The following is a 20,740-nucleotide window of genomic DNA, read 5'->3' on the forward strand; positions in this document are numbered from 1 at the left end:
TACATTCTCACCTTACTTTTCAGTATTATCATTTAAGTTTATTATGATTTTCTCCATACCATTTTATTAACCACTCCTGTATAACTCTGAATTAATTTAATAACTTTTGTACTTACATTTTCATCAATATAGTTTGGAACATCTTCCCCAATATCACCATGTAAATTCATTTCTACCGCCATGTCAACTGCTTGAAGGACCTGTTCTGTTGTAATACTACCAATTACCATATTTCCTTTATCAAAAGCTTCAGGTCGCTCTGTACTGGTTCTTACAGATACTGCAGGGAATTTGAAGTATGATGCTTCTTCTGCAATTGTACCACTATCAGATACAACACAAAACGCATTTTGTTGAAGATGATTATAATCAGCAAAGTCAAAGGGTTGTAAACTTCTTACATTTGAATGAAACTTAAAATTTCTTTGCTCTATAAACTTTTTACTTCTTGGATGAGTACTATAAATAATAGGAAGATTATAATTTTCTGCCATTGAATTTACAGCTTCCATTAAAGCTATAAAATTATCTTCATTATCTATATTTTCTTCTCTATGCGCTGAAAGTAATATATATTTCCCTTTTTTTAAAGATAAAGTTTCAAGTACTTTACTATTATTTATTTTATTTGCATTTATCTTTAATATTTCTGCCATTGGTGATCCAATCACATAGGTTCTCTCTTTAGAAACACCTTCCCAGTTTAAATAATTTCTAGCATGTTCTGTATAACAAAGATTAACATCACTAGTATGGTCAACAATTCTTCTATTTATTTCTTCGGGTAAATTTTCATCAAAACATCTATTACCTGCTTCCATATGAAAAATGGGTATCTTAAGTCTTTTAGCTGAAATAACACTCAAACATGAGTTCGTATCACCTAATACCAGTAAGGCATCTGGCTGTTCCTTTACTAATATCTCATATGATTTAGCTAGAACATTTCCCATCGTTTGACCTAAATTATCTCCCACAACATTTAGATAATGATCTGGTTTTCTTATACCTAGATTTTTAAAAAAAACTTCATTTAAAGCAAAATCATAATTTTGCCCAGTATGAACAAGTATATGATTAAAGTATTTATCACTCTTTTTTATAACTTCAGAAAGCTTAATTATTTCCGGACGTGTCCCTACAATAGTCATTAATTTTAATTTTTTCATATTTTTCCTCCTATTTAAAGTAGTGGGGGTAAAATTCTTTATGTGTATACACCCACTGTTTCATTTCTTTCACCATGGTTTCATAGTCAGGTACTTGGAAATTAAAATCCTTTCTACTGTTAATTAAGGATTTATCCAAGGAAAGTTGCTCGCTTGGAAGAATATCTATTTCATTTCCCTTAAAATACTTATTAAATAACTTAATTAAGTTATATTTACTTATTATTTCATTGTTAACAAGATTATATACTCCAGTTAGATTTTCTTTTAACGCTTGCTCCATAGCTTTAGCTAGTGTCAATGTAGTAACTCCTGTCCATATGGCTTTTGTGTACCCATTAGTTTGATATTCTTGCTTCATAAACCAATTGAATAAACCAATACCTTCTTCATTCATATCTGGACCAATAATAGAGTTTCTAAATGTCAAATCTTTATCATTTTCAAGTTCGCCTAGGGCTTTTGATCTATCATAAAAAGTTTTGCCATCTTTAAAATCATATTCTGTATAACCACCTGTTTTTCCGGAAAATACACAATCTGTACTCATATGAATAACGCGTGTTTTCATTTTTTTTGTTACATCGCTTAAGAAGTGAGGCAAATAACTATTTAATAAAACTGCTGTGGATTTATTATCCTCAGCATCTTGATTAAGAATACCAATGGCATTTATTACTGCATCATAATTACCTTCATTTAAAATTTTCTTTAATCTGTTAAAATCAGTAATGTCTCCATTAATATCTTTACAAAAAAATACTTTATTACGAGTAAATACAGTTACGTCATATCCCGCTTCTTTAAAATAAACGGAAATAGTGTGACCTGCCATGCCCGAACCACCTAAAACCAATACCTTCATTATCTACTCTCCCATCTCTTTAATTCTTCTTGAATATAATCAATTTTGAGTAACTTCTCTTTAACTTGTTCTACATTTAATCGTTCTGTATTATGCGAATTATAATCTTCAGTTTTTTGTATGTGCTCATTTCCTTCTACAAAGTATTTATCATAATTCAACTCTCTCTTGTCAGCTGGAACTCTATAAAAACCACCCATATCTTTGGACACTACATGCTCTTCTTTTGTTAAAAGTGTTTCATATAATTTTTCTCCATGACGAGTACCAATTGTCTTAATTTCACTATCTACATTAAATAATTCTTTCACTGCTTGAGCTAAATCACCTATTGTAGAAGCTGGTGCTTTTTGGACCATAATGTCCCCAGCTTCAGCATTTTCAAAGGCAAAAACAACTAATTCTACTGCTTCTTCAAGACTCATCAAAAAACGAGTCATCTTAGGATCAGTTACTGTCAAAGGCTGTCCATTTTTTATTTGATCAATAAATAATGGGATTACAGAACCTCTTGAAGCCATTACATTTCCATACCTTGTACCACAAATTAATGTATTTTCTGGATTCACAGTTTTTGATTTAGCAACAAATACTTTTTCCATCATTGCTTTTGAAATACCCATCGCGTTAATTGGATATGCAGCCTTATCAGTTGATAAACAAATAACTTTTTTTATCCCCATTTCTATTGCACCAGTAACTACATTATCTGTTCCCATGATATTAGTTTTTACAGCTTCAAGAGGGAAAAATTCACAAGAGGGAACTTGCTTTAATGCTGCTGCATGAAAGACATAGTCAACATCATGCATCGCATTTTTCACACTAGCTAAGTCTCTAACATCACCAATATAAAATTTTAATTTTTCATCTTTGTAAATTCTTCTCATATCATCTTGTTTTTTTTCATCACGAGAAAAAATACGTATTTCTTTAACATTTGTATGTAAAAATCTCTTCATAACTGCATTCCCAAAAGAACCAGTGCCTCCTGTAATTAAAAGCGTTTTATCTTTAAACATATATATAATCTCCTATCAATTTTTATTTGCTAAACCATTTATCTAAACGATTTAAAAGTATCTCTTTATTAAAATTTTCATTATAATAATTAACAGCATTTTTCGACATTTTTTTATGTTCTTCAACAGGTAATTGAACAAGGAATTTAATATTTTCAACTAAATTCACTACATCCCCTGCACCACTACATACACCAGCTTTGGCTTTATTAATGACTTTTTGAATTTCTCCATCAGCTGATGCTATAATTGGAATACCACATGCTAAGCAAGATTGCATTTTAGCAGGCAACGTGATAGAAAAAACTTTACTCTTTGATAAGCTTATTAAACTAGCGTCACTTACAGCCATAAATTCAGGAATTCGCTTTTGGGGTTGTTTATCTATGAAGTTAAATGATTCGGCTACTCCACATTCATTAACTTTGTCTTTCAAAATATTTTTAAAACGACCATCTCCAACAATATTGAACCTTACTTTCGTTCCTCCTTCTTTTAAAAGTTTTGCTACTTCAGGAAGTATATTGAGACCTTGAGCAAAACCAATATTACCTGCAAATATAATATTAAATCTTCCATCAAGTGGTATTTCTGGTACACTAACAGAAGTTTTTTTCAATGGTTTATAGTAACTTTCTGCATACTGTGGCCAAAATTCAATTTTGTTTTTGTTAACTCCTCGATCACTAATTGCTTGAATAAAACTTTCTGATGATGTGAAAATACGATCACATTTTTTATAAATATAATCCACCATAAACCCTATAGCATTAAGAATATATTTATTATTTATACCTCCAGCGATTTCAACATTCTCTGGCCAAAGATCAGTCACGTACAAATAACAAGGAATCTTTCTTTTTTTTCCATACCATACTCCAGGTAAAGCTTGTGTCATGGGAGAAACTTCAAATATAAATACTCGATCTGCTTTGATTTTAGTAAATAATTGCCAAAAAAAACCAGACATCACAAATGAAAGATAATTTAAGAATAACATAATAGAGTTATTACCTCTAGGAATGATAGGCAGACGAATAATGTCAATTCCTTTGTATCTTTCTCTTTTTTTGATAAATAATCCATACCCGTCAAAAAATTTTCCGGCTGGGTAGTTAGGTATTCCTGTTACAACCGTAACCTTATATCCACGAGCTATCCACTCTTCACACATATCATTAATACGAAATTGCTCAGGAAAAAAATATTGTGAGATGACCAAAATATGTTTTTGCATATAATCCCTCCTAAGGTTCCGTATTTTTTATCGATTCCCTTAAATCTTTAACTCTATAATTTTCTTTGTAATCAGATAATTCTAGATCATATACAAAACTTCCAAAAACTTTATTGATTATAGTTGAATGTTTACCCAAGTTAGTCATAAGAGAATTAAAGTATTTAACTAGCATGAATTTTTTTCCTGTACTTTCTGCAATCACTTGAACCATTTCAGCAGTTTTTACGTATTCTTTATTTTGAGGGAAATAAATTCCTTTTTCTTCATTATCAATTACTAATCGAATAAATTCTGTTAAATTATCAATATACAACATACTTCTTTGATTATCAATATCTGGAAAAACAGGAGATATTTTCGCAAACTTAGCCAATAATGGATAATTCCCCTTTGATCCTTTACCATAAATCATTGGCGGACGTATAATAGCAATCTCAAAATTATCTGATTGTAACGGTAATATTCCCTTTTCTGCTAAAAGTTTGCTATTACCATAAAAATTAATCGGTTCAGGTATAGTCTCTCTAGTTATTACCTTTGTTTCGCCAATTTTACTACTTGCTCCATAAACAATCATGCTACTCATGAAAATAAACTGTTTGACGCCGCTTGATTTTGCTTTATTTGCGAGTTCAATCGTTAAATCAGTATTGATTTTGTAATACAAGTCTTCTTGATTGACTTTTGTATCTTGGTGAGCAATTCCAGCAACATGTACAACAACATCAAAAATTGAAAAATCAATTTCTTTCCATTTATTATCTCGCACAGATACTTTAATAACTTCATATTTCTCTGATTCTTTATTCAGCCATTCAGCTAGTTGATTTCCAACATAGCTATTTTTACCGGTTATTAAAATTTTTTTAGTCATTTTTCATTGCCTCGCGATTCTTCAGTGATCCCGTTCCACCTTCGACAACACCATCATTTTTTACCACGCTAATAATAGTGCCAATAAAGCATTTCACATCAAATAGAAAACTTATATTCTTCATGTATTCACCATCTAAAACTGCTTTTTTTTGAATAGGAAGTTCATCCCGTCCATTGATTTGAGCCCAACCGGTTAGCCCTGGATAAATATCATTAGCATGGAATTTATCGCGTTCATTTACTAAATCATATTGATTCCACAAAGCTGGTCTTGGACCAATGATACTCATTTCACCTTTAAGGATATTAATCAATTGAGGTAATTCATCTAAACTTGTTTTCCTTAAAAATTTACCTGCTTTTGTAATAAAAAAATCTGGCTTCTTCAATAAATGAGTGGGTGCATCACTTGGGGTATCTACTTTCATAGTCCTAAATTTATAAATCATAAACAATACTTTATTTTTCCCAACTCTTTTTTGCTTGAAAAAAATCGGCCCTTTTGAATCCAATTTAATAGCTAAAGCGATAAGTAAAAATATTGGAGATAATATGATTAGACCAATTAATGTCAATACGACATCAATAACTCGTTTGAACATTTTCTTGTACATCAGTATTAACTCCTTCCTTTTTGTTTTGGAAGTGCTGAACAGTTTTTTTTTCTGACTTCTCGTTTGCGAATCCAATCAAACGTTCTTTAAGTTCTTCACTGCTACAGTCATCTAAGGTATATACAAATTCCATAACATTGCTTAATGGTTTGTCTGTTACTTTGCCAACAAATATTTTTTCATACACTTGTTGATCAGATTGTTCGCTATCTACTAATAATTCTTCGTAAAGTTTTTCTCCAGGTCTAATACCCGTTTCAAGGATAGGAATTTCATTTTCTGTAAATCCGCTAAGTTTGACCACTTTTTTAGCTAAATCAACAATTTTAACAGGTTCTCCCATATCCAGTATAAAAATCTCTCCACCTTGAGCCAAGGCTCCAGCTTGAATAACTAACCGACTAGCTTCTGGTATTGTCATGAAGTAACGAGTCATGCGAAAGTCAGTCACAGTAACCGGTCCACCACTTTTAATTTGTTCCTTAAATAAAGGCACAACACTTCCACGGCTGCCTAAGACATTGCCAAATCGCACTGCTGCAAATTTTGTGTTTCCTGGTTCATTTAGTCCAGTAACAATCATTTCAGCAACACGCTTAGTTGCTCCCATAATATTCGGAGGATTCACGGCTTTATCAGTTGAAATCATGACAAAACTATTTACTCCTGCTGCCTTAGCAGCTTCAGCCATATTTTTAGTACCATATATATTATTTTTAACGGCTTCTCTTGGATTGTATTCCATCATGGGTACATGCTTATGAGCTGCAGCATGATAAACACGATCTGGTATGTATTGTTGCATAACTTCAAAAATTCTATTACGATCTTGAATATCTGCAATTATAGGAACAATTTCAATTTGTCCAGTGTACTTATTATTTAGTTCTTTATTAATTTGATAAATAGAGTTCTCACCATGTCCTAACAAAATAATTTTTTTTGGTGAGAATCTTGCAATTTGACGACAAATCTCTGAGCCAATTGACCCTCCTGCGCCACTCACTAATACTGTTTTACCAGAAAGCTTTGTAGAAATTTTTTGCATGTCTAATTTGACTTCATCCCGTCCTAATAAATCTACAACATCAATTTCTCTAAATTGACTAACAGATAATTTCCCTTGTAAAACGTCTTCTATAGAAGGCATTTGATTAACCGTGATCTCCGCTTGATTACAAATATCTAATATTCTTTCATACTCTTTTGGTTTTAAAGAAGGGATGGCAATTGTAATTTGCTGAGCTCTATATTTTTTCACCAGTTCAGGAATATCCTTTATATTTCCGATTATAGGTACTTCATACATCAACGTTTTTAATTTCGAAAAATCATCATCAACAATTCCAACAACTTTTACATCACTAGGGTTGCGTTTTAAGCTACGTATAAAAACACTGCCACCATTACCAGCACCTACAACAAGTGTTCTGATTTGTTGTTCAACTAAGTGTCCATGTAACTTCTTATATTGGTGTTCATTAAAGATACGCCACAGAATTCTACTTCCAACTATACTTGCTAATGAAAAGATATAAGTCAATACAATAAACCTAAAACTTACTGTCTGTAACAACACTACAGAAATAAGTCCAGAAGCAATAAATGAAAAAGAAACACAAGCTACTACAGCTAGAGATTCACGTATACTTGTATAGCGATTAATCTTAGAAAATAACTTGTATTGAGTTGCAAAGATTAGATAAATAATGATTGTTAATCCTAAAGTTGTAGTAAATGATTGAACTGTAAGTGCAATATAAGGATCTAAAAAGAAATATGCTATCCATCCTGATGTCAATATAGAAAGACTATCAAATCCAATCAGAATACTTTTTTTTATTTTCCTACTCATAATTTTTCTGAACTCCTCCTTTAAAATACAATAAAAAAGTTTTGTGAATTTAGTTTTTTTATTGTATTAGCTTTAAATATTTCAAATTAAAGCTTACGTAAAATGTAGAATCGTATTCATAGAAAATATAGATTAGTAAATAATATTTGTATTTATGAACTAATTTTTTTCAAAGAGATATTTTCTAAATAAATCTCCTAATATATGTACTTTTTATTATGATTTTATTTTAACTGAAATAGCTCGATTATTTAGTTTCTCCTGTAAAATTTCAACAAGTTAGTATATAAAAAAATAAATAATGTATACATTATTTATTTTTTTATACTGTACCTAAGAAAAAAGTGACCTTCTTAGCAAAGAAAGGATGTCTATTGCTAAGAACCCTCTAATTATTTAGTTGCGGAACTAATTTAAAAGAAGTGATGATAAAGTGAGTTCATCATCACATTCACTCACTTTCCCCATAGTAATAATAATTATTATCACCTTTCAATTCCACTCTATTGAACACTACACCAATAACATTTGCTTTTACTTTTTCTAGTAATTCTTTTGATTTCGTCACCATTTCTTTGTCTGCACCATTCTTATTAACCACAAAGATAGTACCATCAGCTTTACTTGCCATTACTTGGGCATCTGTAACCGCAATAACTGGTGGCATATCAAAGATAATCAGATCAAATAACTCTTCAAATTCTGTCATTAGTTGATTCATTCGATTAGATGCTAATAGTTCAGATGGATTAGGCGGAATAACGCCACTTGTAATAATAAATAGTCCTTCGGTATCCAAATGATGAGCAATATTTTTGATTTCAACTTCTTTTTCTGTCAATAAAGTTGTCAATCCATCACGATTTGGTAATCGAAATGTTTTGTGAACTGTCGGTTTACGCATATCAGCATCGACAATCAAAACTTTTTTTCCTTGCATGGCAAATGTAACTGCTAAATTAGCTGATATCGTTGACTTTCCTGCTCCTGGGCCAGCTGAAGTAATAACGAGTGTTTTCAGATTTTTATCTACCATTGAAAATTGAATGTTTGTACGGATCGTTCTGAATTGCTCTGCAATGACTGAACTTGGTCTTGTTAAAGTTACTAAACTAGGTCGTTCATTTGTTTCTATTTGTTTCTTCTTTTTATTAAACACTTCTCTCACCTCTTTTATACTCTACTTTTCGTTCTTCTAGAATTTAATTCTGGTCGTTTAACTTTTACTTCAGCATGTAATTCATCATTTGACATTTCAGAAACATTTCCCAGTACTGACCAGCCTAAATTTTCTGTAATGAACCGCTCATCTCTGACTGTTTTATCCATAAATTCTAATAAAAATGCAATCCCTACACCTATCATTAATCCAATAAGTAAACCAATCACTAAATTTAATAAATTATTTGGAGAAATTTGATTGGTATTAGGTACTGCTTCAGAAATAATGGTCACATTTTTTACATTCATAATATTCCCTATTTCACTTTGGAAAGTATTAGCAACCGCGTTTGCAATATCTGTGGCTTCGTATGGACTTTCATCAGTTACTGTTAATGAAAAAACTTGTGAATTTTCTTGCGTTGTAATTTCAACTTTATTTGATAATTCAGTTGCTGTTAAATTTGTTCCTAAAGTTTCGCGAACTTCATTTAATATAACTGGACCTTTTATAATGTCTTTATATGTATTGATCATCTGCACGTTAGTATTGATATCAGTAAGTTGAAGTCCTTCCGCAGATTCTGTTGTCCGATTTACCAATATTTGAGTTGTAGCATTATACTGTGGAGTTGCAATAAAAAATGTAAAGCCAGCCGCTACAATCAAACCAATCAGACCTAAACTCATGATCATTGACAAGCGTTTTTTTAATGTACTAAATAATTCTGTCAAACTTATTTCTTCTTCCATGTTTTCCTCCTGCTTATACCTTTTTTATTAAATCAATATTAAATTTTTTATAACTTTAATTAGTATACCATACGAATTTTCTTTGTGAACTTAATTGTGACAAAAAAATGTTTTTTTTATTTTATTTCTTTAATAATTTTCTATCATTTTATTATTTATTTGTAATCTATAAAAAAATAAAGAGCATACTATTAGCTCTTTATTTCTGAAATTATAACCTACCATCTAATTCTTTACTTAATTTAATAATATATTCTTTTAAATTATCTTTAATCTCTTTATGTTCAAGTCCATATTCGATATTTGTCATCATATAACCAAATTTGTCCCCAACATCATAACGTTTCCCTTTGAATTCATGGGCTAAAACTTGTTGTGTTTTATTAAGCGTTTCAATAGCATCCGTTAATTGTACTTCGTTTCCAGCACCTGGTTCTTGATTTTCTAATACTTCAAAAATCTCAGGTATTAATAGATACCGACCAATAATCGCTAAATCACTAGGAGCATCATCTGGTTTTGGTTTTTCAACAAAGTGATTAACTTTATATAAATCTTTAGAAACTTCTCCATCAATATCGATAATTCCATACTTAGATGTGTCTTTATGTGGAACACGCATTGTAGCCAACACTGAAGATTGAGTTTCATCGTAATGATTCATTAATTGTTTCGTCAATGGAATTTCATCAACCATCAAGTCGTCACCAAGCAATACAATAAAGGGTTCATTTCCTACAAAACTTTTACCATGTAAAACCGCATCTCCCAATCCTTTAGGGTACGACTGACGCACAAAATGCAATTTAATCTTTGTAGTACTTTCAATTAATTTTAATAATTCGAACTTTTCTTTTTCTTGTAGATTTTGTTCTAATTCAAAGTTAGAATCAAAATGATCTTCAATTGATCGTTTGCTTCTTCCAGTAACGATTAAAATTTCTTCAATTCCTGAATCAATCGCTTCTTCAATAATAAACTGAATTGTTGGTTTATCTACAATCGGTAACATTTCTTTCGCTGTAGCCTTCGTAGCTGGTAAAAATCGAGTCCCTAATCCTGCTGCGGGTATAACAGCTTTTCTTACTTTTGACATATTCATTACCTCCATTATTATATTCCCATCAATTATTAGTCTGTATGGAACAAATCTCTCGTATAAACTTTTTCTTGTACATCCATTAATTCTTCAGCTAGTCGATTTGAAACAATCACATCTGAAACCTTTTTAAATTCATCGAAATTACGAATCACTTTTGAATTATAGAATGTCTGATCTTTTAAAACGGGTTCATAAACCACTACTTCAATTCCTTTTGCCTTGATACGTTTCATAATCCCTTGTGTAGATGAAGCTCTAAAGTTATCTGAATCTGTTTTCATAGTCAATCGATAGATTCCGACTATTTTTGGATCGCGTTTTAAGATCATATTTGCTACATGATCTTTACGTGTACGGTTTGCATCTACAATCGCACCAATAATATTATTTGGTACATCTTCATAGTTAGCAAGTAGTTGTTTAGTGTCTTTTGGTAAGCAATACCCACCATATCCGAATGAAGGATTGTTATAATGTGTCCCAATTCTTGGATCTAAACCTACACCTTCAACGATTGATTTTGTATCTAATCCTCTAACTTCTGCATACGTATCTAATTCATTAAAATAAGCTACACGCAAGGCTAAGTAAGTATTTGAAAACAACTTAACTGCTTCTGCTTCTGTTGAATTCATGAATAAAACGTCAATATTTTCTTTAATTGCTGCTTCTACTAATAAATTTGCATAAGCTTTAGCTTCTTCTGTCTGTTCACCTACAATAATGCGCGATGGATAAAGATTATCGTAAAGCGCTTTTCCTTCACGCAAAAATTCTGGAGCAAAAATAATGTTGTCTACACCATACTTTTCTCTTGTTTCTTTAGTATAGCCTACTGGTACAGTTGATTTTATAATCATTGTAGCTTCCGAATTATATTCTAAGATATCTTCAATTACACTTTCTACGGTAGAAGTATCAAAGTGATTTTTTTATCATCATAGTTAGTAGGTGTGGCAATGATAACATACTTAGCATCTTTGTACGCAGTTTTTTTATCCGTTGTGGCAGTTAAATTCAATACTTTTGTTGATAAATATTCTTCAATTTCTTTGTCTACTATGGGCGATTTTTTATTGTTTATTAGTTCAACTTTTTCTTCAATGATTTCTAATGCTGTAACTTCATTTTGTTGCGCCAATAGAACCGCATTGGATAATCCGACATAACCAGTTCCAACTACTGTAATTTTCAAATTGACTACTCCTTTAACTTTTATCTTAAATAAAAAAAGAAAATTCAAACTAACAAATTAATAATAGCAGATTACTGCTATAAAAACAATTAGTCCGCTATATACTGAAACTTCGATATATAAAATGAATTCGGTTAGAACAAAAAGACACTAGGTAAAACTTCTAGTGTCTTTTTGATTAATTTAATTCCAATTGTTCTTTCAACAACCCTGTAACTCTATTTAATTCTTCATCTGAAGCAATACCATAATATATACCATCAATTGTAGTACCAGAAGCTTCAAGTTGCTCTTGTTGAATATTTCCAGCAGCTGAACGATAATTATTAAATATTTTTACCATATCGTCAAATTCAAGATTCGTTTGCATATTATTTTCTAATGAACCTAAAATATCTTGATAATTTGAAATAGTAGATAATGAAGCTACTTTTTCAACAGTTGCTTGTATAATTTGTCTTTGTCTTTCTTGGCGGCCATTATCTCCAGCAGGATCTTCATAACGCATTCTAGAATAAGCAAGTGCAGCTTTCCCATCTAAGGAAGCAGAAACACCCTCTGTAAAATTATAACCCTCCGAAGAGAATGTTAGTGGACTAGTTACTTGCACTCCCCCTACAGCGTTAACGACATCCTGAAGGCCTTGCATATTAACTTCAACATAGTAATCAATTGGTATATTTAACATGTTTTGAACCGTATTCACTGACATAGCTGTTCCACCAAATGCATAGGCATGGTTGATTTTATCAGTTGTTCCATGACCAACAATTTCAGTACGTGTGTCACGAGGAATGCTGACAATTGTAGTTTTATCTGTATTAGGATTCACTGTCATAACCATCATCGTGTCTGAACGACCTTGCTCTGTTCTACCTAAATCTCCGGTATCTACACCTAATAACAGAATGGAAAACGGATCTTTCTTACTTATATCAACCGCATCTTCACGAACTTCTTCTGTTTCAACATCTTTATAAATTTTTTCTGTTGTACCAGCTACATCACTATAGATTTTCCAAATAAAAAGACCTAGCACAATAAACAGTACTAATACAATAATCAGAAAAATCTTTAAACCTTTTCTTTTTTTCTTTGGTTTCTTTTTTGGACTTCTTATTTCAGATCTTGATTGTGCCATGTTTTATCATCCTCTTTTATATTATTGAAAACATAATTTTTGCTACATTTCAAATTTCAAGACAGTTACCAAAAATAATTCATACGGCAACAAAGTATAGTTTACCATAAATTTTATCTAGCTTGTTATTTTGTTAAATAAATACAATAAAAGTTATACTAATTTATTTTTTTTGCAGAAACTTAATTGATTCCAGCGACGGATACCCAACCAATTACTTTTCCATTCGCTGAGAATTGTACCCATTTTGTTCCATTTGGTAATTTTGCTTCATTCACTACCTTTAGTTGTTTTCCAACATATTCATTTAAGCCAGCTACCCGTTTGTTACTACCTTTATAATAGCTCCATACTCCATAATTATGCGCATCTGATACAGGCATTCCTGTATAACTCACTGGTACTACCTTTGTATCAATTCCAGCGGCAGATACCCAGCCGATTATTTTTCCATTCGCTGAAAACTGAACCCACTTTGAGCCGTTTGCTGCTTTTGTTTCTTTTATTACTTTTAATTGTTGTCCCGCATAGTTGTTTAGACCCGCTACTCGTTTGTTATTGCCTTTATAATCATTCCACACTCCATAATTATACGCATCTGGCATTGGCATTCCTGTATAACTTACAGGAACTATGTTTGTATCGATTCCAGTTGCTGATACCCAACCTATTACTTTGTTATTCGCTGAAAACTGAACCCATTTTGTGCCGTTTGCTGCTTTTGTTTCTTTTATTACTTTTAATTGTTGATCAACATAATTGTTTAGGCCCGCTACTCGTTTATTGTCGCCTTTATAATCATTCCATACTCCATAATTATACGCATCTGGCATTGGCATTCCTGTATAGCTTACAGGTTTAACGTTTGTATCGATTCCAGCTGCTGATACCCAGCCGATTATTTTGTTATTAGCTGAAAACTGGATCCACTTAATTCCTGACACTGTAGCCTCTTTAACAACTTTTAATTGACTACCAGAATAATCGTTCAAGCCAGCTACTCTCTTATTATTTCCTTTGTAATCACTCCATACTCCATAATTATATGCATCTGGTACAGTCATAGCTGTATAATTAACTGGTTTAACTCCAAATTCAATCGCTTGTTTCGCTACCCAGCCTATTACTTTTCCATTAATAGATAACTGTACTTTTTCATTCCCAGCTAAATCAACTACAGATTTTGTAATTTGAATTTCTTTATTAGAGTATGTAGCTAGTCCTGTAACCTTTGAACCACCATTATACTGACTCCAAATTCCATAATCATAAGCATTAGAGACCGGTGTACCATATAAATTAGTAGCTTGGGGAACTTGATTAGGATTAAGACCGATAGCTATTCCTGCTTTTGAAACCCATCCTACTACCTTATCGTTATAAGTAAATTGGACCCATATTGTGCCATTGACATTTTTTTCACCAATTACTTCTATCGACTTACCAAAATAAGCAGATAATCCCGTTACTCTTTTTCCATTAGTAGGACTACTCCAAACTCCATAATTATATGCTTCTTCAGTAGGTGTCGCTTTAGTAGAGGTCACTCTGATACTTTTTGTGCTGATCCATCCTATTTCTTTTCCGTTATAAGTAATTAGAGCATATAAACCATCGCTAGTTTCTTTAAATACTTGAATTTCTTTTCCATAGTAAGATTTAGTATTGCCAATTGTTTTATAACCTGGTTTCCCTAGAGGTTCTGAATAAATAGATTCATCTTTATTTAATAATTTGCCTTTGTAGGCTACATTTTTTGTAACCATAGGTGTATAAAGTTTTGTTTTATCGTATTGTGTTAAATTAAAGTTTTCTATAATTGAATTCAACTTTTTATTATATGATGAATCTGTCGCATAACGACTCGTTAGCCAACTTGTTGCGTCTGTATGGTTAGTTGTATTTTCAACCCACGCTCCATTGTAATAATTGCCATTCCAGGATACACCGTTTCTCAATTTATTTGCATTATCTAATAATGATTCAAGAAAAGTGGGATACACTCTAAAGTAATCATCAATGGTAACAACTTTTCCATTTACTTCTTCCCAGGTCTCCATAATTATAGAATACCCATTGTACGATCCTTTTACCCCAAATAGGTTATTTCCAGAAAGAGCTAAATGACTTTTCCCATATCCGCTTTCTAAAACACTTTGAGCAGTCATTACGGATGCGTATAAATCTTTTCCATTTCCATTATAAGCAGCTTTTTTAGCATACTCTGCAATATAGGCTACGAATTCTGATGAAGTAGAAAACTGTTTATTTTCTTTATTATATGAACCTAAAACGTTTTTCCCATTAATACTTATGATCGTACCTTGTTTAATTACATTAGGATTTGCTATAGCATTCCATTCTATCAGTTGTTGTACTGAGACATTGTATTTTTTCGCTACAGAACTCAGTGTGTCCTTACCTTTTATATAGTAATAGGTAGTACCATTTTTGACTACTGCTTTAGCTTTTAAGGTTGCTTTAAGTGGTACTTGGCTATCCGTTACTTTGGCTACTTCTTCTTTTTTTGGAACAATAAGTTCAGGTAATTGTTCTTTTTTGATTTCTTCAACTACGGGGATTTCTCTTGCATTTATTGCTACAATAAGAAGTTCGCTTTCATGACCCGCTTCATTGTTTATTTTTACTGAAATAGTTTTACTTTTAGATAAATTAGCTATGTTTATTTCAAAAATCCCATTACTCTTCACTTTCTCATTTATGACACTGCCATCATTTAATTCAATAGTTAAATCAACATTAGGTATTGTTTTACCTTTGATAACTCTGCTATCTATGTATAACGGTTCTATTTGTGGTTGTTCTAAAATAACTTCTTCTATGATAGCGGGTATTTCTTCAGTTAAATCTTTTGAATTATCCGCTTCTACAAATACTTCTAAAGATTGATTTTCTATGGCATTAATGATTAGTTTAGATCCAATTTGTTGGGTTGGAATAGAGATATTAAAATTTCCATCGGTAGTGGCTAATCCTTGAATCACTTCTCCGTTTTCTAGTACTACACTAACTTCTGTATTTGGATCAGTTTTCCCTGTAATATTAGTTGGCGTTACCTCACCTATTGTAAAACGATTTAAAAGATCTTTTTCTTGGGATTCTACTTCTGTTGGAACATCTGAAGTTACAACAATATCCTTTTTGCTTACTATTTCATTTGTATCATCTAGAAGGGTTACTATTAATTTTGCTCCTTCTTCTTGTAACGGAATATTCAAAGAGAATTCACCCACATCATTAGTAATGCCACTGATTTCATATTCAGTTTCACTCTCCACTACTACTTTTTGATTTGGAGCCGCAATTCCAGTCACAGTTTGAGCATCCTTATAGACAGGATTTATGTAAATTGATTTCTCATTGCTATAAACAGTTACATTGTTAGTCGAATCCTCATTATTTTCTAAAGCGTATGTATTAGATGGATCAATGGATAAAGTTGTAAATAAAGCTAAAGCACTAAACAAGGTTACAAATTCAAATTTTTTCATTCTTTTTATTACTCCCCTTTTCTTTTCTACATTCAACTATACCAAAAAAAAAGGAGAAAACTAAAAACAACTTTTAGTTTTCTCCTTTTTAAAAGAAATATTTTTTGTTTTGTTAACCAATTGTTCACAAATTGAAACTATTCTTCAGAAAAGATCATCATTTTAGGTATATGGTTATAAATATCTTGGATACCTATTTCTTCTTTTAACAGTTTCAAATAAATATATTCCATCCATTTAAAGTCCTCTTCAGAATCAATATCTAAAACCATATAATCTTTCATTTGTATAACTCCACATTTGCCATTAAAAATATATTCATTGTCTTGTAAAAAATTTGGATCATAGAGGTACATTGAAGCATTCATATCATAGATGATAGGTGCCTCTTGTCTTGAGGTGAACGCAGATGCATTTACTAATGAAACAGACTCCCCTTCTTCTTTAACCATATTAAAGTAAGGATTTCTTCTAGATTCAACGACAGAGAATACCACATCCAATTCAGGAAATGTTTTTTTCTTCTTAATTAAGTTGAAGATATCTTCTACCGTTCTTAAAGGAGAGGTCAAATCTAAATCAATGACATAATCGTATTCTTTTGATTGTATTCGTTTTGCTTCTTGGTAAGAATTACGAATAACGGACATTTTCCCAGCAGTATCTGTAGCATGTTCTTCTTTACGTTCAATAATTAAAACTTCAGGGTACTCTGCAATCATGTTTTTCAATCGGTTGCTATCTGTGTTTAGTGCTACATCTACTTCATAATCAGAACGTTTTTTAAATAAATCTATCGCAGCTAAAGTATACGCAATTAAAGGATAACCATGAAACGTTTTTAGGTTTTTACTAGCTAATCCTTTAGAGCCTGCTCTACCACAAATGGTAAATAAGATATTCATTTAATTTGTCTCCTTAGCAATTTTTAACACTTCATTTGCATGAACGATATTGTTATTATTTTCTTTACTAGTCATTACATTGTCAATAAAATAAGTTAATTCATTTAGATACATTTGATTAGGATCTTCTTTTACTTGAATGAACTCTCCTGTACGTTTAGATGTTAAACTATTTTCAAGAAAATCGCAGACTATTAAATCATCATCTGTAATGATCTCAATTTTTCGTTGTGAGAATTGACCATAATAATCTAAATGTACTTCAACTATTTTATCGTCATAATCTAGTAAATAAGCTGCAGAATCATTAGACTTAATTTCTAAATGCGATTTTTTTGCATACATCGCCTTCGTTTCAGTGGGAAAACCAAATAGGCTGATGACATAGTCCAACTCATGAATGCAGTCTAGCTCAATTCCGCCACCAAGATTAGGGTCAGCAGAATAACTTTTTTTATAATCATCCTTACGCCACTCAGGAAGATAGGATGAGCAAATAACGCGTGCATTGTATACTTGCTTATCTTCAATAAATTTCTTTAACTCTGTCATGATACTTTTATATCTTAAAGGAGCAGCAATGTAATAGGCTTCTTTATTTTCAATAAACTCATCAACAGCATAAGATATTTCAAAAATGGGTTTTTCCACAAAGAAATATTTCGCCTTATTTTTAATCATATGGAGTGTTTCCAAATGTAGTGAAGTGGGATTCGTAATAAAAGCAACATCGTAATCGTCTGCAATTTCATTTGTTTCATAAATCATATGAATATCTGAAGGCGTTTCGTGTTCTGCTTTTCTTGAACGATAAGCAGATACATCGAGTGGAATATCTCTTTCTTTACAAATCATTTGTAGGTTTCGATAATGCTTTTGTCCTATAGAACCAAGTCCAAAGAAAATCACCTTCATGCTAAATCACCTTCAAACTGATTAATCAGTTCAATAATAGCTTGATCTTTCTTAAATGAATACAATGTTGTCGTTATTTCGCCTTTCAATAGCGCGATATATTCTTTTATTTCTTCTAGATAAGCATCTTCAATAATGGTTTTAGAATAATTTTGATTATCCATGTAACCGGTATACAAGTCTTTTTTGGTCATCTCTTTAGTTGCTTCATCCCACTGGTACAACCCGTCTGGTGAACCATTCCATGAAATTTGTGTTTGTTCTCCAATGATATCTAAATCCCGTTTCGCAACTCGAGATAAAATATTCACATTCAAAGTACCAATAATTCCTGAATGGTGCTTCACTACTAATGCGTAATTATCTGGATAATCTATTTCCAAGGAACTAATTTTTTGTTTTTGAATTTCAAAAGATTCAATATCTCCAAAAACTTTTGAAATCCAAGGGAGTTCAATAGCAAAAATTTCACGACAACCATTCGTTTTCTTGTTGGCTACGAAGAAGTCTTTATAAGACTCCCAAGGATGCCAATCTGGCAAGTATTGACCCACATGATAGCGATATGTCACTTTTGGATCTTTCTTTACAGCTTCTTCAAACAATTTAATTTCACGTCGATGAAGAAAAGTTGAAGAAAGATATAGATGTAAGTTCTTTTCTTTTGCTAATTGCATCGCTTCTTCATAATAATGATTCAATAAATTAATTTCCGTAAAAACATGCAAGTTTGTTTTTAAAGCTTCTAAAATAATACTTTCATGGCTAATGGGAGAAGTACAGATACATACAGCTTCAATCTGTCCTTCTCTTACTGCTTCTTGTAAACTTTCATAAGTTTGTATATTGAAAAGGTCTTTCACTTCGTCTTGTCGATCCTTACGAGAATCTACTCCAATTAAGGTTATTTCTGGAAAGAATTCTGTCATCAAACGAAGTCTTCTCTTTCCCATTGAGCCTAAACCAATTACACCAATTTTCATATGCGTTCTCCTTTCAAATCTCCTGTTTATTTCTTAAAGTTAACTTTCTTAAAGCTAAAGTATAAGACCGCACTCAGTACAGCAACAATTCCATAACGAATAAGTGTATAGTCTGTTAAAAAGTATAGAATAAAAGACATTCCTACAACAATTGTTGAAACTAATGTAATCACTTTTGTATCAAAGAGTTGTTTTCCAATAAACCTTTTTGCAAGGTTATAATGGAAAATAAACAATAAGAAGTAAGTGAAAACTGTTGTATACCCTGCTGCTATATAACCATATTTAGGTATAAAGATGACATTCAGTACAACATTCACTAAAGCACTCATAACTGTCCCAATTGCAATATAACTTGTTTTCTTTTCAAAGAATTCTGCATTAACAGGAAAACTATATAAGAATTGAAAGTAGTAAGCTAATAAGATAGGAATAATCAAAGGAATTCCTTCTAAGTATTCACTAGGAGCCATAATCTTTGCAACATCAATCAAGACTAACATGCTAATTAATGTTACTGCTCCAAATAATATGGTATAGTAATTTGCTGTTTTTTTAATACCTTTTTCCTCACCGGCAGCCATTTTCCCATAAAACCAAGGCACCCATGCATTATTTGTTGATAACCATACAACATTTAGGACTACACCCAAGTTATAAATATAAGAATAGATACCGGCATCAAAAGCTCCTGAATACGTATTAATCATTACACGGTCAAATTGGCTTAATAGGACATTTGCCAAAGAATGAGGAATCAATGGTATACAAATTTTTAATGCAAATACCCAATACTCTTTTTTTATTAGTGTTTTCCCTTTAATCATAATTGCAATATAAATGATTGAGCCTATAAATGTTAAGGCTACTGTTCCACCAACAACTCTTGCCAGATAATGATTGTTATCAAGAATAGTAAACATAAAAATAAGGGATACCCCTATATTTAGTATCGTACTACTGATAGAGAGTGCTAGAAACTTAAAATAAGCGACATTAATAGTAAAATAGGCAGATAAATAGGAAATCAAAAAATTTCCATAACTATATAAAACCATAATATTAAAAATCACCTGTGAAAGATCAAAATAACTATCTTTAATGAAGTACAAACTATTTCCTATCAATAAAAAAATGGCTAAACTAATGGTCGAAAGAAATAAAACAGATGACATAAACCCTTTTATATCTTCTTTAAATTCAAAGTTTGCATTGTTTATAGCTCCATTTAGACTTAAGCCAATGAATAAAGTGACAATTGATGCAATGGCTGTAAAGTTATTTACTAAACCATATTCTTCAACTGTCATAACATTAGTAAAAATAGGAATTGTCAGAAATGAAATACCCTTCACAAAAAAGTTTCCAATTGTATACCAAAAGCTAGACTTTAATAATGAACTAGTTTTTAGTTTATCTATATATTTCAAAA

Annotated in this window: 16 protein-coding genes and 1 pseudogene; all 17 read right to left on the reverse strand. The window is 31.5% G+C overall.

All coding sequences use genetic code 11. The features are described from left to right. Positions 1-41: 41 nt before the first annotated feature. Positions 42-1,169, reverse strand: a complete 1,128-nt coding sequence (gene wecB / locus BR65_RS04600) for a non-hydrolyzing UDP-N-acetylglucosamine 2-epimerase (protein WP_034536982.1) — start codon at positions 1,167-1,169, stop codon at positions 42-44. Between the two features lie 10 nt (positions 1,170-1,179). Continuing rightward, entirely contained in the window at positions 1,180-2,034 is an 855-nt protein-coding gene (locus BR65_RS04605; protein WP_034536984.1) for an SDR family oxidoreductase, read from the reverse strand. Continuing rightward, positions 2,034-3,056: a polysaccharide biosynthesis protein gene (locus tag BR65_RS04610; protein ID WP_034536985.1), complete on the reverse strand. Its 1,023-nt coding sequence runs from the start codon at positions 3,054-3,056 to the stop codon at positions 2,034-2,036. Before BR65_RS04610 ends, BR65_RS04605 begins: the two co-directional genes overlap by 1 nt. Before the next feature lie 22 nt (positions 3,057-3,078). Further along, positions 3,079-4,293 carry a glycosyltransferase family 4 protein gene (locus tag BR65_RS04615; protein WP_034536987.1) on the reverse strand — a complete coding sequence of 405 codons (1,215 nt, stop codon included), beginning with the start codon at positions 4,291-4,293 and terminating at the stop codon, positions 3,079-3,081. Positions 4,294-4,303: 10 nt separating this feature from the next. Beyond that, positions 4,304-5,170: an NAD-dependent epimerase/dehydratase family protein gene (locus tag BR65_RS04620; protein WP_034536988.1), complete on the reverse strand. Its 867-nt coding sequence runs from the start codon at positions 5,168-5,170 to the stop codon at positions 4,304-4,306. After that, positions 5,163-5,786: a sugar transferase gene (locus BR65_RS04625; RefSeq protein ID WP_034536990.1), complete on the reverse strand. Its 624-nt coding sequence runs from the start codon at positions 5,784-5,786 to the stop codon at positions 5,163-5,165. The genes BR65_RS04620 and BR65_RS04625 overlap by 8 nt, the downstream gene beginning before the upstream one ends. Then, on the reverse strand, positions 5,755-7,641 hold the full coding sequence (locus BR65_RS04630; RefSeq protein WP_034536992.1) for a nucleoside-diphosphate sugar epimerase/dehydratase: 1,887 nt from the start codon (positions 7,639-7,641) through the stop codon (positions 5,755-5,757). Before BR65_RS04630 ends, BR65_RS04625 begins: the two co-directional genes overlap by 32 nt. A 451-nt stretch (positions 7,642-8,092) precedes the next feature. Continuing rightward, a complete protein-coding gene (locus BR65_RS04635; protein WP_034536993.1) occupies positions 8,093-8,800 on the reverse strand; it encodes a CpsD/CapB family tyrosine-protein kinase in 708 nt (235 codons plus the stop codon). Between the two features lie 14 nt (positions 8,801-8,814). Further along, positions 8,815-9,555, reverse strand: coding sequence for a YveK family protein (locus BR65_RS04640; protein WP_034536998.1), 741 nt, complete (start codon positions 9,553-9,555; stop codon positions 8,815-8,817). A gap of 211 nt (positions 9,556-9,766) precedes the next feature. Continuing rightward, a complete protein-coding gene (gene galU, locus BR65_RS04645) occupies positions 9,767-10,651 on the reverse strand; it encodes a UTP--glucose-1-phosphate uridylyltransferase GalU (RefSeq protein WP_034537000.1) in 885 nt (294 codons plus the stop codon). Between the two features lie 35 nt (positions 10,652-10,686). Then, a pseudogene (locus BR65_RS04650) lies at positions 10,687-11,852 on the reverse strand (nucleotide sugar dehydrogenase). A 178-nt stretch (positions 11,853-12,030) separates the two neighbouring features. Then, positions 12,031-12,993 carry an LCP family glycopolymer transferase gene (locus tag BR65_RS04655; RefSeq protein WP_051932651.1) on the reverse strand — a complete coding sequence of 321 codons (963 nt, stop codon included), beginning with the start codon at positions 12,991-12,993 and terminating at the stop codon, positions 12,031-12,033. A gap of 182 nt (positions 12,994-13,175) precedes the next feature. Continuing rightward, positions 13,176-16,505, reverse strand: a complete 3,330-nt coding sequence (locus BR65_RS04660; RefSeq protein ID WP_034537001.1) for a GW dipeptide domain-containing protein — start codon at positions 16,503-16,505, stop codon at positions 13,176-13,178. Positions 16,506-16,642: 137 nt separating this feature from the next. After that, positions 16,643-17,410 carry an acylneuraminate cytidylyltransferase family protein gene (locus BR65_RS04665; protein ID WP_034537002.1) on the reverse strand — a complete coding sequence of 256 codons (768 nt, stop codon included), beginning with the start codon at positions 17,408-17,410 and terminating at the stop codon, positions 16,643-16,645. Beyond that, positions 17,411-18,325, reverse strand: coding sequence for a Gfo/Idh/MocA family oxidoreductase (locus BR65_RS04670; RefSeq protein ID WP_034537003.1), 915 nt, complete (start codon positions 18,323-18,325; stop codon positions 17,411-17,413). After that, a complete protein-coding gene (locus BR65_RS04675; RefSeq protein ID WP_034537004.1) occupies positions 18,322-19,308 on the reverse strand; it encodes a Gfo/Idh/MocA family protein in 987 nt (328 codons plus the stop codon). The genes BR65_RS04670 and BR65_RS04675 overlap by 4 nt, the downstream gene beginning before the upstream one ends. Positions 19,309-19,334: 26 nt before the next feature. Next, positions 19,335-20,738, reverse strand: a complete 1,404-nt coding sequence (locus BR65_RS04680; protein ID WP_051932653.1) for an oligosaccharide flippase family protein — start codon at positions 20,736-20,738, stop codon at positions 19,335-19,337. Positions 20,739-20,740 lie beyond the last annotated feature (2 nt).

The organism is Carnobacterium inhibens subsp. inhibens DSM 13024, assembly GCF_000746825.1.
Taxonomy (GTDB): domain Bacteria; phylum Bacillota; class Bacilli; order Lactobacillales; family Carnobacteriaceae; genus Carnobacterium_B; species Carnobacterium_B inhibens.